Origin of the sequence: Gordonia caeni (assembly GCF_039537105.1) — a bacterium.
Lineage (GTDB): Bacteria > Actinomycetota > Actinomycetes > Mycobacteriales > Mycobacteriaceae > Gordonia > Gordonia caeni.
Map to the genome: position 1 here is coordinate 197,034 of NZ_BAAAZW010000001.1, position 15,848 is coordinate 212,881.

18 protein-coding genes are annotated in these 15,848 nt (G+C 71.2%); 6 read left to right on the forward strand and 12 right to left on the reverse strand.

Features of this window, described 5'->3' with window-relative positions; translation table 11 throughout:
* Window positions 1–18: 18 nt before the first annotated feature.
* From ABD732_RS00935 to ABD732_RS00945, 3 genes are read right to left on the reverse strand one after another with little or no spacing between them, the layout of a single operon-like run.
* Entirely contained in the window at window positions 19–822 is an 804-nt protein-coding gene (locus tag ABD732_RS00935; protein WP_344779645.1) for a CPBP family intramembrane glutamic endopeptidase, read from the reverse strand.
* Window positions 823–868: 46 nt separating this feature from the next.
* On the reverse strand, window positions 869–1,546 hold the full coding sequence (locus ABD732_RS00940) for a class I SAM-dependent methyltransferase (RefSeq protein WP_344779647.1): 678 nt from the start codon (window positions 1,544–1,546) through the stop codon (window positions 869–871).
* A 2-nt stretch (window positions 1,547–1,548) separates the two neighbouring features.
* Window positions 1,549–2,292, reverse strand: coding sequence for a DUF2470 domain-containing protein (locus ABD732_RS00945; protein ID WP_344779650.1), 744 nt, complete (start codon window positions 2,290–2,292; stop codon window positions 1,549–1,551).
* Window positions 2,293–2,405: 113 nt separating this feature from the next.
* Here ABD732_RS00945 and pheA point away from each other — a divergent pair, with 113 nt between their 5' ends.
* Complete coding sequence (gene pheA, locus ABD732_RS00950; RefSeq protein ID WP_344779652.1) at window positions 2,406–3,338, forward strand: prephenate dehydratase; 933 nt, start codon at window positions 2,406–2,408, stop codon at window positions 3,336–3,338.
* 1 nt (window position 3,339) lies between these two features.
* Window positions 3,340–3,984: a histidine phosphatase family protein gene (locus ABD732_RS00955; protein WP_344779654.1), complete on the forward strand. Its 645-nt coding sequence runs from the start codon at window positions 3,340–3,342 to the stop codon at window positions 3,982–3,984.
* A gap of 79 nt (window positions 3,985–4,063) precedes the next feature.
* Here the strand turns inward: ABD732_RS00955 and ABD732_RS00960 are convergent, their stop codons facing one another.
* Both ABD732_RS00960 and ABD732_RS00965 read right to left on the reverse strand, forming a co-directional pair.
* The gene (locus tag ABD732_RS00960; protein WP_344779656.1) at window positions 4,064–4,414 is read right to left on the reverse strand and encodes a metallopeptidase family protein; all 351 of its coding nucleotides are present in this window, start codon (window positions 4,412–4,414) and stop codon (window positions 4,064–4,066) included.
* 2 nt (window positions 4,415–4,416) lie between these two features.
* Window positions 4,417–5,526: a septum formation family protein gene (locus ABD732_RS00965; RefSeq protein ID WP_344779658.1), complete on the reverse strand. Its 1,110-nt coding sequence runs from the start codon at window positions 5,524–5,526 to the stop codon at window positions 4,417–4,419.
* Between the two features lie 56 nt (window positions 5,527–5,582).
* Between ABD732_RS00965 and serS the strand changes: the two genes are divergently transcribed.
* Together serS and ABD732_RS00975 are read left to right on the forward strand one after the other, a co-directional pair.
* Window positions 5,583–6,839: a serine--tRNA ligase gene (gene serS / locus ABD732_RS00970; protein ID WP_344779660.1), complete on the forward strand. Its 1,257-nt coding sequence runs from the start codon at window positions 5,583–5,585 to the stop codon at window positions 6,837–6,839.
* Between the two features lie 640 nt (window positions 6,840–7,479).
* Window positions 7,480–8,412 carry an LCP family protein gene (locus ABD732_RS00975; RefSeq protein ID WP_344779662.1) on the forward strand — a complete coding sequence of 311 codons (933 nt, stop codon included), beginning with the start codon at window positions 7,480–7,482 and terminating at the stop codon, window positions 8,410–8,412.
* A gap of 33 nt (window positions 8,413–8,445) precedes the next feature.
* Here ABD732_RS00975 and ABD732_RS00980 read toward each other — a convergent pair whose 3' ends face one another.
* From ABD732_RS00980 to msrA, 6 genes are all read right to left on the reverse strand, one after another.
* Entirely contained in the window at window positions 8,446–9,411 is a 966-nt protein-coding gene (locus ABD732_RS00980; protein ID WP_344779664.1) for a DUF5926 family protein, read from the reverse strand.
* A 26-nt stretch (window positions 9,412–9,437) separates the two neighbouring features.
* Complete coding sequence (locus ABD732_RS00985; RefSeq protein ID WP_344779666.1) at window positions 9,438–10,223, reverse strand: glycerophosphodiester phosphodiesterase family protein; 786 nt, start codon at window positions 10,221–10,223, stop codon at window positions 9,438–9,440.
* Window positions 10,220–11,275 (reverse strand): DUF4328 domain-containing protein, encoded by a 1,056-nt coding sequence (locus ABD732_RS00990; protein ID WP_344779669.1) that lies wholly within the window; start codon window positions 11,273–11,275, stop codon window positions 10,220–10,222. Before ABD732_RS00990 ends, ABD732_RS00985 begins: the two co-directional genes overlap by 4 nt.
* Complete coding sequence (locus ABD732_RS00995; RefSeq protein WP_344780332.1) at window positions 11,275–11,607, reverse strand: rhodanese-like domain-containing protein; 333 nt, start codon at window positions 11,605–11,607, stop codon at window positions 11,275–11,277. The genes ABD732_RS00990 and ABD732_RS00995 overlap by 1 nt, the downstream gene beginning before the upstream one ends.
* 483 nt (window positions 11,608–12,090) lie before the next feature.
* Entirely contained in the window at window positions 12,091–13,173 is a 1,083-nt protein-coding gene (locus ABD732_RS01000) for a winged helix DNA-binding domain-containing protein (RefSeq protein ID WP_344779671.1), read from the reverse strand.
* An 8-nt stretch (window positions 13,174–13,181) separates the two neighbouring features.
* On the reverse strand, window positions 13,182–13,901 hold the full coding sequence (gene msrA, locus ABD732_RS01005; protein WP_344779673.1) for a peptide-methionine (S)-S-oxide reductase MsrA: 720 nt from the start codon (window positions 13,899–13,901) through the stop codon (window positions 13,182–13,184).
* Window positions 13,902–14,060: 159 nt separating this feature from the next.
* Here msrA and ABD732_RS01010 point away from each other — a divergent pair, with 159 nt between their 5' ends.
* Both ABD732_RS01010 and ABD732_RS01015 read left to right on the forward strand, forming a co-directional pair.
* A complete protein-coding gene (locus ABD732_RS01010) occupies window positions 14,061–14,213 on the forward strand; it encodes a hypothetical protein (protein WP_344779675.1) in 153 nt (50 codons plus the stop codon).
* Window positions 14,214–14,328: 115 nt separating this feature from the next.
* Window positions 14,329–14,958, forward strand: coding sequence for a superoxide dismutase (locus ABD732_RS01015; RefSeq protein ID WP_344779677.1), 630 nt, complete (start codon window positions 14,329–14,331; stop codon window positions 14,956–14,958).
* On the opposite strand, the gene ABD732_RS01020 is transcribed toward ABD732_RS01015, so the two are convergent.
* Entirely contained in the window at window positions 14,928–15,806 is an 879-nt protein-coding gene (locus ABD732_RS01020) for a metal ABC transporter permease (RefSeq protein ID WP_344780334.1), read from the reverse strand. The two genes, ABD732_RS01015 and ABD732_RS01020, sit on opposite strands and share 31 nt — an antisense overlap.
* Window positions 15,807–15,848 lie beyond the last annotated feature (42 nt).

A 15,848-nucleotide genomic window follows, 5' to 3' on the forward strand; every position in this document is an offset into this window, starting at 1 on the left:
GTCCGGGCGGCGGTGAGGTCAGCCGGTGAGCCAGCTCAGGTGCTCCGCGGCGATCGCGTAGCCGACGAAGGCCACCACGTCGATCACCGCGTGCGCGATGATCAGCGGCCACAGCCGCGCGGTCGCCTGATACCAGCGCGCGAAGATCACGCCCATCACCACGTTGCCCAGGCCCGCACCGAACCCCTGGTACAGGTGGTAGGCGCCGCGCAGCAGCGCCGAGCAGGCGAGCGCGCCGTTGCGGCCTACGCCGAGCTGGCGCAGCCGCACCAGGAAGTAGGCGACGACGATCACCTCTTCGGCCACTGCGTTGCCGATCGCGATCAGCACCAGCGTCCCGTACTGCCACCACGGTCCGCCGTCGGGACTGGCGACCACCTGGGCGTTGATGCCCAGCAGCCGTGCGAGCACCACCAGACCCAGGCCGGGCAGGCCGATGAGCGCGGCCAGCACCAGCCCGGGCGGGACGTCCCGGCGCCGGGGCCGCCCGAGACCGATCTTCGGCAGGCGGAGACCGCTGCGCCACAGCAGGTAGACGCCGAGGCCGCCGATCGCCAACAGCCGCGCCGCCCGCATCAGCTGCGCGATCAGGTCGAGGACGCCGACGTCGGACTGGGCGGGGTTGAGGGCGACGGTGGTGGCGCCGATGCCGCCGGTCAGCTGCGCGTCGATCAGCGAGATGATCGCCGACAGCGCCGAGAAGCCGAAGGTGAGGATCCCGACGATCACCAGCTCGATGATCAGGGCCCGCCGTTCGCGGCGGTCGCCGACCACCGCCACCGCCGGTTCCGGCGCGCTGGAAAGCCGGGCCCACAGAGTCACCCGGCCAGCCTATCCGCGCGGCGGCGGAACGGGCCCGGGGCCGGACTCAGGCGCGGCGCAACTCGTTGGCGACGAAGGACACGCCGCGGAAGTAGGGTCGCGGCGGGCCGAACCCGGTCGCCGCCCCCAGCGCCCGCAGACCGTCGTCGGCCAGCGGATGGAAGTCGGTCGCCAACCGCTGCCGGATGCCGGCGAGGGCCTCGGCCTGCACGCCCCGGGCGGCGGCGTACTCGGCGATCACGTCGAGATCGTCTTCATCGTGCTCCATCAGATCGCAGAGGAGCAGCGGCGCGCCGGAACGCAGGCGGGCGGCGATGGCCCGCAGGTAGTCGCCCTTGGCGTCGTCGCCGGCGACGAAGTGCATCACCAGCAGGCTGACGGCGGCGTCGAAGGATTCGCCGTCGTCCAGGTCGGCGACGTAGCCCTGATGGAAGGCGACGTCCAGCGAGGCCGCGTCGGCCCGGCGCCGGGCGACGGCCAGCATGTCTTCGGACGGGTCGACGCCCACCAGGTCCCAGCCGGGATTGGCCTGGGCCAGCGCGAGCGTCTCGGTGCCGGTCCCGGCGCCGACCACCAGAACGCGAGCGCGTTCTGGCAGCCGGGCGGCGAGAACGGCCGCGCTGATCTCGTGCAGCTCGGCGTATCCCGGAACCAGGTTCACTATGCGGGCGTCGTACCCGAGGGCGTTCTGGGCGGCGAAGCGCCGCCCGACGGTGCTGGTCACCGTCACTCCTGCCCGACGAGGTCGTGCAGGGCGGCCGACAGGTCCCCGACGCCGGCGCAGGGCCGGTCGAACGGCAGCCGGACGTCGTCGTCGGAGGTCGGCGTCTCCACCCGGAAGGTGATGCCGAAGCGGTCCAGCCCCAGTGGCCGCACGCGGCCGCGCTTCAGATGCTCGGGGAACAGAGCGGCCAGCCGGTAGACCAGGTCCTGGTGGTCGGCGTCCAGGTGCGAGAGCCACTGGCCTTCGTACTCCCAGAACGGATCGGGCTCGGCCGAGGAGAGGGTTCCGGCGTCCACCGAGGAGGCACCGGACGAGGTCGCGATCACCGCGTTGTCCACGTGCAGCCGCAGCAGGCAGTGGCCATGGCCGATGTCCAGGAGGCGGCCGTCGGGGTGGTCGCCGGCGATCTCGATGGCCAGGTCGCGTTCCAGTTCGGCGGGCACCGAATGGACCCCGCCGGAGAGCCAGATCAGCGAGCGGACGCGTTCGCGCAGGCTGATGGGCGCGCAGTCGGCCAGCTCCAGCATGGCCGGGATGCCGTCCGGGGCGCCGGCGGCCAGCTCGCGGACCGCACCCTCGTCGGGCACCACCATGAACGCCTCGGACTCGAACAGGTGCACCATGCCGACCGCAGCCGGCACGCAGCCGTCCACCGACAGCGTGCCCTCGTGTGCCCGGCGGCAGGCGGTCTGGATCCGCTCCGCATCGCAGGGGACGGGCATCGCGGCGGATTCGGTTCCCTGCATGGGACCTCCTGCTGGTCGATTAGGTGAGCCTTACTTATGGTTACCTAACTTAGAGCGGGGCGCCGGTGGCGTCAACAACTTTCCGCAGATCCACGACCGACTACCCTGAAGGCGTGCCCGTCTTCGCTTACTTCGGTCCCGCCGGAACCTTCACCGAGATGGCGCTGAACCGTCTCCTCGATCGCGGCCCGGTCGACGTCGACGGTCCCGCCGAGACCGTCGCCGCGGACTCCCCCGCCGCCGCCATCGCGATGGTCCGCAATCGCGAGGCCGACTACGCCTGCGTGCCGATCGAGAGCTCCCTGGAGGGATCGGTGCCGGCCACCATGGACGCCCTCGCGCCCGGGGACGGCGAGCATCGGGTGCAGGCCTACGCCGAGGTGACCCTCGACATCGCCTTCACCATCGCCGCGCGCGAGGCGATCCCGGCCGCGGCGGTGCGCACCATCGCCGCCTATCCCGTGGCCTCCGCACAGGTGCGCGAGCGCGTCGCCGAGCTCTTCCCGAACGCCGGGTTCGTGCTGGCCTCCTCCAATTCCGGTGCCGCCCAGGACGTCTCGGAAGGACGTGCAGACGCAGCGGTGACCACGGCCATCGCCGCGCAGTTGCACGGCCTGGTCCCGCTGGCCGAGGGCGTCGCCGACTCCGCCGACGCGCACACCCGGTTCCTGCTGATCGGCCGCCCCGGGCGGCCGCCGGTGCGCACCGGCTCGGACCGCACCGGCGTGGTCCTGGACCTGACCAACGAACCCGGCAGCCTGGTGGCGGCGATGACCGAGTTCGCCTCGCGCGGAGTCGATCTGACCCGCATCGAGTCCCGCCCACGGCGGCAGGGCGCACCCGGTCAGTACCGCTTCTTCCTGGACGCCGCCGGCCACCTCGACGACGCGGCCGTCGGCGAAGCACTGCGCGCGCTGCACCGCACCACCGAGCGCGTGGTCTTCCTGGGGTCGTGGCCGGTCGACCGCAACGGCGGCGCGACGCCGCCCACCGACCACGCGGAGAGCCTGCGCTGGTTCACCGCACTCGAAGAAGGAGGCGACTGACATGGCCCGGCTGTTCCTGGTCCGCCACGGCGAGACCACAGCCAATGTGCTGCAGCAGCTCGACACCGCGCTTCCCGGCGCGCACCTCACCGACTTCGGTGCGCGCCAAGGGATCCGATTCGGGCTGACCAATCCGCTTGCCGCCCCCGCCGTACTGCTCAGCTCGCAGGCCAACCGCGCCAGGCAGACCGCCGAGCTCATCGCATCCGCCTGGGACGTGGACACCGCACCGATCGACGGGGTACACGAAGTCCAGGTCGGCGACCTCGAGGGCCGCAGCGACCGGGAGGCGCACGAGCAGTTCCGCGACGTGGTGCACGCCTGGCATCGGGGCGACCTGGACACCCGGCTGCCCGGGGGCGAGTCCCTGGAGATGCTGCGTGACCGCTACGTCCCGGTGATCGACGACCTCGCCGAGCAGAATCTGCGCAGCGAGCAGCCCCGCGACGTGTACGTGGTCTCCCACGGCGCGGCGATCCGGCTGGTCGCCGCCCACCTGGCCGGCGTCGACCCGGAGTTCGCGATGCGCAACCACCTGCGCAACACCGACTCGGTGGAGCTCGAGCTCACCGCAGACGGCTGGCGGCTGATCCGCTGGGGCGAGCGTGCCGACTTCCCCTCAGCCGAGGTGGAACCCCTCGGCTGACACGCCGATCCCCGTTCTCGTTCGTTGAGCCGGACGAGCCGCTGGGCGAGGACGCGGCGAACGACCCCCAGAGAGTGGGTCAGCCCCAGCCGTGGGCGTCGAGCCAGTCGTCGTCGATGCCGAAGTGGTGGCCGATCTCGTGCAGCACGGTGACGGCCACCTGGTCGCGCACCTCGTCGGCGGTGTGGCAGATCGACAGGATGATGTCCCGGTAGATCTCGATGGTGTCGGGCAGGAAGCCCGCGTAGTCGTGCGTGCGCCGCGTCAGCGCCACCCCGGTGTACAGCCCCAGCAGATTCCGGTTCTCCGGGTTGAACGGCTCGATCATGATCACCACGTTGTCCATGGCGCGCATGAGCTCCTCCGGGAGCAGATCCAGGGCTTCCCCGACGAGGATCTCGAACTTCTCGTCGGACATCTTGACGGCCACGATCAGCCTCCTGCCGGCGCGGGCACTTCTTGGTCACTGGCCGAGTAGCCGTCCGGCATCGGCACCGGGGTCGGCAGCGCCCGGCCGGGCGGTCCCTCGGGGGCCGGCGCCGGGATCTTGCCGTTGATCAGGACCTGCTGACGGGCGTCGCCGACCAGTTTGGCGAAGCCGCCCCGATCGGGCTGCGCGACGTAGCAGACCACCCGGCGGCTGCCGTTGAGCCAGCTCACCTCCGAGATCACCGACCACTGCACGTTCAAAGTGGTGTTCTCGAACTTCTTCTCCCCGCCGAAGAACCGGTTGGTCTGGTTGGGGCAGATGGTCTTGAGATAATCGTTCTGCGCGGCGACACCCGGCCACGGCTTACCGGAGTTGCGCGCACCGAAACGCTGCGACAGGTCCACCACCCCGGTGGTCTGGAAGGCGTGCGGCTCCGAGCAGTCCACCGGCTGCGTGGTGGGCTTGCGGGTGGCGTCGTCAAAGCCGATGCACGTGCCCTCGGGCCAGGCGAACGACTGGTCGGTGTCGGCGGCGCGGCCGGTGGACTCCAGCTGGACCCCGTCGGGGCCGGGCGTCTCGATGCCGCAGCGCAGCACCCGCGCACCGTGCTCCCACTGAGCCTTCGACGGGTACATCAGCCCCACGGCCAGGCGGCCCTGCGGATCCAGGCCACCGCCGAGGTAGCGGTCGACGATCACCTCGCACTGCTCGTCGCGGATCGCGGCGAAGCGCTCGGGCGCCGGCCACGGGGCGGTGTCACCGAACTCCGATCCCGGGAACTGCGAGGTGTCGATGGTGCCGGCCACCTCGAACCGGTGCGCCTCGACGCAGCTCACCGCGGTGGGTGTGCCGGCCGCATCGTCGGCCCAGGTGAGACAGTCCCCGGCTTGCGACCGGGTGAAGTCGGTCTCGGTGTACGAACTGCCTTCGCCGATCACGGACGTCCCCAGTCCGCCCGCCTCGGAGAAACCTCCGCGCCAGGCGATGACACCGCCGGCCGCCGCGGCCCCGACCAGCACGGCCACCAGCACGGCCACCAGCCGTGTCGCCGACGGACGACGCCGGGGCGCGGCGTCGTCGGGGTCCTGTGTTTCAACCTCGGGAGAACTCATCGCCGTCCATCATGCCTGGCGATCGGCGGCGACGTGCTCCGAGTAGGGTTTGAGTCGTGATTGACCTGAAGATTGTGCGGGATGATCCCGATCTGGTCCGCGACTCCCAGCGCGCTCGTGGCGAGGACCCTGCCCTGGTGGAGATGCTGCTCGAAGCCGACACCGCGCGCCGCAGTGCGATCGTCGAAGCCGACGCTCTGCGGGCCGAGCAGAAGACCCTCGGCAAGCAGGTCGGCAAGGCGCAAGGCGACGAGCGGACCGCCCTGCTCGAGCGCGGCAAGCAGCTCGCCGAGCAGGTGAAGGCGGCCGTCGCCCGGCAGAACGACGCCGAGCAGGCCTTCGGTCACGCGCACCGCGCGATCTCCAATGTGATCGCACCGGAGACCCCGCCCGGCGGCGAGGACGACTACGTGGTCCTCGAACACGTCGGCACCCCCGCCCAGATCGCCGAGCCCAAGGATCACCTGGAGCTGAGCGAGGCGCTGGGCCTGATCGACATGGGCCGCGGCGCCAAGGTCTCCGGATCGCGCTTCTACTTCCTCACCGGCCCGGGCGCGATGCTGCAGCTGGGTCTGTTGAACATGGCGGCCGCCAAGGCGACCGCCGCCGGTTTCACCATGATGATCCCGCCGGTCCTGGTGCGGCCGGAGGTGATGGGCGGCACCGGTTTCCTCGGTGCGCACGCCGACGAGGTCTACCACCTGGAAGAGGACGACCTGTATCTGGTCGGCACCTCCGAGGTGCCCCTGGCCGGCTACCACTCCGACGAGATCCTGGATCTGTCCGACGGCCCCAAGCGCTATGCGGGCTGGTCCACGTGCTTCCGCCGCGAGGCCGGCTCGTACGGGAAGGACACCCGCGGCATCATCCGCGTCCACCAGTTCGACAAGGTGGAGGGCTTCGTCTACTGCAGGCCCGAGGACGCCGAGGCCGAGCACCGCCGGCTGCTCGACTTCGAGAAGCAGATGCTCGCCGCCATCGACGTCCCCTACCGGGTGATCGACGTGGCCGCCGGCGACCTGGGCAGTTCGGCCTCCCGCAAGTTCGACTGCGAAGCCTGGGTGCCCTCGCAGAACACCTATCGCGAGCTGACGTCCACCTCGAACTGCACCACCTTCCAAGCCCGCCGCTTGGCGACCCGCTACCGCGACGACAACGGGAAACCGCAGATCGCCGCGACGCTCAACGGCACGCTGGCGACCACCCGCTGGCTGGTCGCGATCCTGGAGAACCATCAGCAGCCCGACGGCTCGGTGCGCATCCCCGAGGAACTGGCCCGCTTCACCGGCTTCGAGGTCCTCGAGCCCCGCTGACCCCGCCGCCGGTACCCTGGCGAGGATGAACCAGCCTCCGCAGCCGCCCCCGCGGCGGCCCTCCGGCGGCCCCGGCCGCCCGGCGGAGGCCCGGCCCGGTGCCCAGCCGCCCCCAGCCCAGCCGCCCCCAGCCCAGCCGCCCCCAGCCCAGCCGCCCCCAGCCCAGGCTCCGCCTCCGCCACCGGACGAGCGCACCCGGAAGGTGCCGCCGCAGCACCGCGCCGGCCGGCCGGCGCCCGGGCGCCCGATCCCACCCGATCCGCACACCGCCTACGCTCCCGGCCCGGCGCCCGCACCGCCCCCGCGCGCCTGGTCTCAGGAACCGCCGGCCCGCCCGGCGCCGCCGAGGCCGGCCCCCGGCCGCCGGCCCGCGCCGGTTCCGCCGGCCGCTGGGCCGCCGGATCCGCGCGCACCGGCCGCGCCCGGCGGCTACGCCCCGCGACAGGACCCGCAACCCCTTCCCCCGGCGGAACGACGCGCACCCCGCCCGGCGCCGGCCGGCGCGCGCGAACCCCGCCCGGCGGCAGCGCCCGGTCGCCGACCCCGCCGGTCCGAGAGCGACGGGTCCAGGCACCGCCCACCACCGGCCGCACCGAAGGCCAAACGCACCAAGAAGCGCCGCAAACGACGTGTCCTCCCCGTGCTGCTGGTGATCCTGCTGGTGCTGATCATCATCCCGATCGGCCTGCTCTTCTACTACGACGGCAAGCTGCACCGGGTGAACGCGCTGGCCGCGTATTCGGGACGGCCCGCGGCGTCGTCGGGCACCACCTGGCTGATCGTCGGCACCGACTCACGCGCCGATCTGAGCCAGGACCAGAAGGACCGGCTCGCCACCGGCGACAGCGACGGCGCCCGCACCGACACCATCATGCTGGCGCATCTGCCGCGCAGCGGTAAGCCGATGCTGATCTCGGTCCCGCGCGACCTGTACGTGCCGATCCCGGGCATGGGGAACCACAAGATCAACGCCGCCTTCAACGAGGGCGGCCCGCAATTGCTGGTGCAGACCGTCGAGGGCTTGTCCGGACTGCGAATCGACCACTACGCGGAGATCGGCTTCGGCGGTTTCGACCGCCTCGTCGACTCGGTGGGCGGCGTCGAGATGTGCCTGGATCAGCCGCTCCGCGACCCGATGGCCGGTCTGCGCCTGAACGCCGGCTGTCAGAAACTCGACGGGGCGCAGGCCCTCGGCCTGGTCCGCACGCGCGCCTTCCCCAACGCCGACCTGGAACGGGTGGTGAATCAGCGCAAGTTCCTCACCGCGCTGATGTCCCGCGCATCCAGCCCGGCGGTGCTGCTGAACCCGTTCCGGCTGTTCCCGCTCCTCAACGGGGCGGTGGACTCGCTGACCGTCGCCGACGGCGATCACCTGTGGAACCTGGCGTGGCTGGCGTTCAAACTGCGCGGCGACTCGATCACCACCACCGTCCCGACCGGAGGATCGGCGTACACCGACGACGGCGACTCGCTGGCCACCGACCAGTCGACCGCGGACTTCTTCGACGCTCTGCGCAACGGCCGGGCGGTCCCCGACGAGTTGCTCAGCGGCGACGGCGGCGCCGTCTCCTGACGCGGCCCCGGTGCCGGGTCCGCGGGTCGCGAATCAGCGCAGGGTGACCTGGCGTCCGATGATCCCGGCGCGCGAACTGCGTTCGGCGGCAGTCAGTTCCGCGTCTTCGCCGAGCGCCTCGACGAACCAGGCGTCGAGCTGATCGAGGCCGGCGTACCACTCTTCGTGGTGCATCTCGTTGTCCAGATCGAAGACCGGCACCACCAGACCGTGGGTGCGGAACGAACCGGCGAAACGCGAGCCCTCCCCCATCGTCAAGCGTCCGGCGGCGTGCAGTCGCGCCATCGCCTTCATCAGGACGTCCTCGTCCTCCGGGCGCACCCAGCGCAGGTGGGCCCGGTCGCCGGCGTCGACCCACCACGGGGCGCCGATGCCGCTCTTGGGGGTCAGCCGGGCGGTCGGCATGATGGTCTCGTTGGCACGTTCCAGCATCGCCTGGACCTGCGGGGTCGGCTCGGCACCGTCGCTGAACCACCACGAGAAGTCCTGGTACACCACCACGTCCAGGGGCGCCTGCGGGTCGACGATGTCGGCCAGGCCCGTCTCGCTGGTACCGCCGCGGTATTCGCTGCCGGGCGCGGCCTGGGCGGCCCACTCCAGTGCCGCGGCCAGCGAACCGGTCAGATCGGCCGGCTCGGGATCGGTCTGCAGGGCCACCAGGGCCTGCGTCACCTTGCCGTCCACCCCGGTCGCGGCGCCCCGCTCGCCCCACTTGGCGGCGTCGCGCGAACGCGCGATGCCGGGGACGGCGCCGGGCAGGATGGTGGTGAAGTCGGCCTCGCCGGCGGCGGCGTAGCCGTCGGCGAAGGGCACCCGGGCCGTCGCCGAGGCGATGAAGGCACGCAGCGCCACCAGATCGCATTCGGCAGCCGGCAGGGCCTCGAACGGGCGGTACGGCCCGGCGAGGGCCGCTTCCTGCCGGGCCTTGCGGGCGGCCACTCGTTCGGCGCGGTTACTGCCCGGCTTGGGTCCGCGGTTGCGCTTGTTCTTCTTCGCCATTGCTCCAGCTTCTCATTCCCGGCAGATCACTCGACGGTGACCAGCCAATCGCGCACCTGCGCCGGACGGTTGGTCGCGATCCAGCGCACACCGAGGTCGGCGCACAGCTGGACGTCTTCACGCTGATCGACGGTCCAGGCGTACGTCACCCGGCCGCCCGCCGCGGCCTTGTCCACCAGGTCCGGATGGGTGCGCAGGGCCTGCACCGAGGGGCCGATCCCGGTGGCGCCCACCGCCGTCGCCGCCCCGGCGCTCACGCCCCGCACGGTCTCGCCCAGCAGAATGGTGGGCAGCATCGGCGCGGACCGCCGGATACGCCAGATCCCCGCGGCCGAGAACGAGATCACCACGGCCCGGCTGTGATCGGCCGACGGCGGCGAGCCGACCCGGAACTCACGCAGGGTCTCCAGGAGGCGCTGTTCCACCAGGCTCCCGTAACGCACCGGATGCTTGGTCTCGATGAACAGCCGCACCGGGCGCCGCCAGTCCAGCGTCAGCTCCAGCAGTTCGGGGAGGGTGAGCACCGCAGCCGGGGTGCCGCTGTGCCAGGACCCGAAGTCGTACTGGCGCAGCTGCGCCAGGGTCATCTCGCTGACCGCGCCCTCGCCGTCCGAGGTGCGGTCGATGGTTCTGTCGTGCACACACACCAACTGGTGGTCCGCGGTTAGCCGGATGTCGCATTCCAGGCCGTCGGCGCCCTCGCGGAGCGCGGCCTCGTAGGCGGCCAGCGTGTGCTCGGGGTGATCGACCGACGCACCCCGGTGGGCGACGACGGCCGGCTTCCCCGAGCGGGAGACCTCGCCGGCGGTCACGCGGCCACCACCAGCCGGCGCGGCGCCGGTTCGCCGGCGTCGGCGTCGGTGTCGGTGACGACCACCCGGGACACGCGGGACTCGAACCAGGCGACGAAGACCGCCGAGACGGCCAGGCTGAGGGTGGCCCACACCATGGCGTCCGCCCCGACCTGGACCGTGTCGCCGGACCAGGCGACGATCCGGTACACCAGAGCGATCAGGCCGATGGCGCTCACCAGCGCCCAGGCGACCGCGACGCGCGTGATCAGGCGGCGGGCCCGCGCCGCCTGCGCTCCGCCGACCGCTTCGGCGGCCTCCAGAAGCAGCAGCGGGGCGCCCACGACGTTGACGAACGGGATCACGGTCAGGGCGATCACCTCCCAGCGGCGGCGCGGCGCGGCGTAACCGGCGAGCGCATACGACCGCTCCCGGACCGCGACCATCCAGCGCACGAAGACGTAGACGGCGACGACGGCGGCCGCGACGGCAGCCGCGCCCGAGAGGAGGACCAGCCACAGGCTGGCGATGTCGATCCAGTACGGGATCGGGCGACTGCGGTTCACCATCAGCACCACGTACCGCACGAGCTGCAGCGCGGCGGCCACCGCCAGGATCGGCCAGACCATCTGCAGACACCGGCGCAGCCGACTGTCGGGGGCCTGAGCCGCGGTCTCGGCGGCGGCCGGGGCCACGTCGTCGAACAGGCCCCATCCCGGGATCTGCGGATACCGCGGCGTGCCGGCGCGGGGCGCGGGTGCCGCCGGGCGCGGGGCCGGCAGCGTGTTCCACGGGCGGTGCGCCGTCCACCGCAATGCGGGACGGGCCGGACGGGCCGGAGGTCGCGCGGCGGGCCGCTGAGCGGCGACGGTGGGCTGCTCCCGGGGTCCGCGCATCTGGGGTCCGGGCGCCCGGGGCGGCGCGGGCTCGGGTCGCGGATCGGCGTCGGGCGGGGTGACGGGCCGGCGGGTCGCCGCGTCGAGCACGGTCAGCGGACCCCCGCAACGCGGGCAGGTGGTGCGGCCGGGCTGGTGATCGGCCTGGATCCGGCACCGGAGACAGACGTCGAGCATCAAGTCGGCTGTCCCCGGCCCGTCTCGATCGGCTTGCCCGCCGCCTCCCAGGCCACCATGCCGCCGCGGACGCAGGCACCGTCCACGCCGCGCATGGCGAGGTACTGGAGCAGGCGGATGGAGCGGCCGCTGGTCCGGCAGACCACCAGCAGGTCGGCATCGAGGTCGAGCTCGTCGAAGCGGGCGGGCACGTCGTCCAGCGGGATGTGCACCGCCCCCCGTACGTGTCCGGCATCCCATTCGTCGTCTTCGCGAACATCCAGCAGCACGCGATCAGCGACGTCGGTGAAGTCGTCCGGCAGTCCGGTCACGTCGACCTGCTCGATGTCCATGCTCACGGGTTCCATGATCCCACAAACTCAGCTGCCCGCACCCGCGGATACCCGTCCCGGCCCCGGCGTCGGACGATCGTGCGACACGCTGCGTGACACGGATCTCGCTACCACACGGCCCCCCGGGGACGTCCAGAAGATCCGGCGCATCGGCGCCGGAAAGATTTCCACAGCCCTCGTGAACGACGCCTGTCCACAGGCTCCACACGCTTCCCCGGATCCTGTGTACAACCCTGTGGATTTGTGGACTAATTCGAGGTCGCGCCCTCGAATCTGAGGATTACTTCATGTTTTGCACGCTAATTGAGACCTACGACACATACCCGTCTCCTCTCGGTTTACCGCCCGACATCCCGCGTTTCCCCGCCCCGACCTGTGGACAGGGTGTGGACAACACGCTTGCCGACACTCTCAAGTTCTACTTAGGAGTTGCGTGGGACGCCGAAATCGGCGTCGGCGCTCGAGGGCTCGGGCGTCACGGATTCAGCGTGCGGCGAAGGCCGCGAGCCGGGCCGCTTCGCGCTCGACGCCGGTGCGCTGTGCCGGGGTCAGATCGGTCAGTTCGGTCAACTCCACCTCGCCTCCGGCGAGCCGCCACGTCCCGGCCAGGTACCCGTCGACCAGGATGAAACCGGGGGACCGTCCGTTGGGTGTGACGGTGGCGCGGTAGACCTCCCGATCGGCCACCCGGTCGCGGTCCGCGTTGGCCACCAGCACGCCGTCGTACGGGGCGATCAGGCGCACCGGCGCCGGCTCGCGCCCGGAGGCGATCTCCAGGCCGTCCAGGTCGAACAGTTCACGCCCGTCCGGGGCGGCGAGTTTCACCAGCTCCCAGTCGGCCTCCATCGCCGCCAGCAGCGGTCCGAGTCCGGTCAGCCCGCTCCAGGTCGCGATCGCGGCCGCCGAAGCCGGACCGTAGCCGCGCAGGTACATGCGGATCAGGTCGCGGCAGGCCTCGTCGCCGACGACGGCCGGGTCGCCCGGCCCGATCCAGCGGTCGAGTATCTGCAGGACAGGGGCGCCACCGCGGCCCCACAGCCCGCGCGGGGGTGTCTGCACCAGGGGCAGGCGGGCGCGGGCGACGGCGGTCAGGGCCTCGGCCGGCACGTCCGGCCAGGTCTGTGCCAGGGTCGTGCGCAGCCGCGCCCCCGGCACACCCGCCGCCTCACCGTCACTGCCCGCGAACAGCGCCGCCGCGTGGGCCAGCACCTGGTCGGCGTCGATCCCGCCCAGCTGCGGCAGATGCGTGCGGGCCAGCGCCGTGTCGTGCACCGGCTGAACCGCCCGGCGGATCCATCGCGCGTCCAACGCGTCCATCAAGAAGACGGTGCCGCGCTGCAGCGGCATCCGCACCAGTTCGCGATCGGTCAGCAGATCGTCGACTTCGGCCGGATCGAAATCCGCGATCCGCGACCAGAGCGCGAAGAACGGCGCCTGCGGATCCTGGGCCTGCAATCCCACGCAGCGATCGATCACCTCCACCGCGTCCTCGTCCACCCGGTCGAGCAGATGCTGACGCTGCAACAGAGTGCGGTTCCACTGCGCCGCGGTGATGGTCTCCGGCACTCGCGGGCTCAGCCGGCGGCCGGGAAGGTCAGACCGGTGGCCGCGTGGCAGCGGTAGCCGTTGGGATTCTTGTGCAGGTACTGCTGGTGGACCGGCTCGGCGTAGACGAACATCCCGCTGCCGGCGTCGCGCAGCGCACTGATCTCGGTGGTGACCGGTCCGTACCCGGCCTCGGCGAGCACCGGCGCGAACCTGGCGGCCGCAGCTGCGGCGGCCTCGGTGTCGTCCGGGGAGAAGGTGTAGACCGCCGATCGGTACTGGGTGCCGACGTCGTTGCCCTGACGCATCTCCTGCGTCGGGTCGTGCGAGGTGAAGAACAGCGCCAGCAGTTCCTCCAGGCTCACCTGCTCCGGATCGAAGACCACCAGCACCGCCTCGGTGTGACCGGTCCGAGCGGTGCACACCTCCTCGTAGGTGGCGTTCGGGGTGTAACCGCCGGCATAGCCCACCGCCGTCGTGTAGACGCCCGGCACCTGCCAGAAGATCTCCTCGACTCCCCAGAAGCAGCCGCCCGCCAGCACCACGGCGTGCAGGGGGGCATCCCACTCACCGATGCCGCCGTCGGCATAGGTGCCGTCGGCGCTCGGGCGCCCACGCAGCGGGCGGCCCAGCACCGCGTGCGCGGCCGGGGGCGCCGGCGCCTCGGCGCGCCCGGGGAGCGCATCGGCGGGGTCCACCATCACGCGCTTGACGTCGGCGGCGGCCAGGATCCGGTCGAAGAGGCTCATGCCGTCCAGCGTACGACGACGACACGACCTGCGCCCGTGCGTGGCGCCCGTGCACCGTTTGGACCAATGGAACGGACTCTGTAGGGTGTGTCACACCGACCCGGATGTGAACTTCATCACCACCGGAGTCGGGCGAAGACAGAGAAGAAGGGGGCCTGTATGACAACCGGTCGTCCGACCGTGACCCGCGCGGGCAGCGTCACCCGACGCTCGGAGTCGTGGCCCGTCTACAACGTCCGTGCACAATGCGCCGCCACCGCCTTCACTATCGTCGCCATTCTGATCGCGATCGTTCTGATCGTGCTTCTGTGACCTCCCGCGCGCGCCCCGTGCCGCACTGCGGGTAACCCTTGCGGACCCACGAGGTGTGGGGAAGGGTAGAAATTGGATCGAGTACGAGAAAGCACAAACCGACGAGAGGACGATCGTGGCTGTCTACACCCTGCCCGACCTTGATTACGACTATGGCGCCCTGGAGCCGCACATCTCCGGCAAGATCATGGAGCTGCACCACGACAAGCACCACGCCACCTACGTGAAGGGCGCGAACACCGCGCTGGAGAAGCTGGAGGCCGCTCGCGAAGACGGCACCATCGCCGACAAGGTGTACGGCCTCTCGGCGAACCTGTCGTTCCACCTGGGTGGTCACACCAACCACTCGATCTTCTGGAAGAACCTGTCGCCCAACGGCGGCGGCGAGGCGACCGGTGCTCTGGCCGAGGCCATCGGCAACGACTTCGGCGGCTTCGACAAGTTCAAGGCGCACTTCACCGCGGCCGCCACCACCCTGCAGGGCAGCGGCTGGGCCATCCTCGGCTACGACACCATCGGCAAGCGCCTGGTGATCCAGCAGCTGACCGACCAGAGCGGCAACATTTCCGCGGCTCTGATCCCGGTGGTCATGCTCGACATGTGGGAGCACGCCTTCTACCTCGACTACCAGAACGTCAAGCCCGACTACGTCAAGGCCTGGTGGAACGTCGTGAACTGGGAGGATGCCGCCCAGCGCTACGAGCGCGCCGTCAGTCAGGGCAACGGCCTCGTGGTCCCCGCCTGATCTGTCGACATCGCCGAGCGGCGGCGCACCCTCGTGGTGCCCCCCCGTTCGCCGTTCCGGAACAGCCTGGTCACGATGCCGCGGCGCGGACCGAAGAGATAGACCGCCGCGAAGACGGCGCCCTGCACCAGCACGATCATCCCGCCCGGCGAGGTGTCCCAGTAGTACGAGACATACAGACCGGTGACGCCGCTGAGGACGGACACGGTCGGGGCCAGGACCAGCATCGTCGAGAACCGGTCGGTCAGCAGGTAGGCGGTGGCGCCGGGGGTGATCAGCATGGCGACCACCAGCACGATGCCGACCACCTGCAGGGCGGTCACCGCGGTGAAGGCGAGCAGTCCCAGGAGCAGGGCGCCGAGCAGTCTCGGGTTGAGCCCGATCGCCCAGGCGTGCGTGGGATCGAACGCGTACAGGGTCAGATCCCGGCGTTTGAGCAGTGCCACCACCGTCACCACCGCGCCCAGCACGGCGATCTGGATCAGATCGGCGCGCGAGACCCCGAGCAGATTCCCGAACACGATGTGGTTGAGGTCGGTGTGACTCGGCGTCACCGAGATCAGCACCAGGCCGAGCGCGAAGAGCGTGGTGAAGACGATGCCGATCGCGGCGTCCTCTTTGATGCGGCCGCCCTCGCGGACCGCCCCGATGAGGGTGACGGCCAGCAGCCCGAAGACCACCGCACCGAGCGCGAACGGCAGCTCGAGCAGGTAGGCCAGGACCACGCCGGGCAGCACCGCGTGCGCCACCGCGTCGCCCATCAGCGACCAGCCGATCAGCACCAGCCAGCACGACAGCAGCGCGCACACGAACGAGGCGATGACGGTGGCCGCCAGCGCGCGGGTCATGAACTCGTATTGGAAGGGGTCGAGGAGCACTTCGGCGATCAC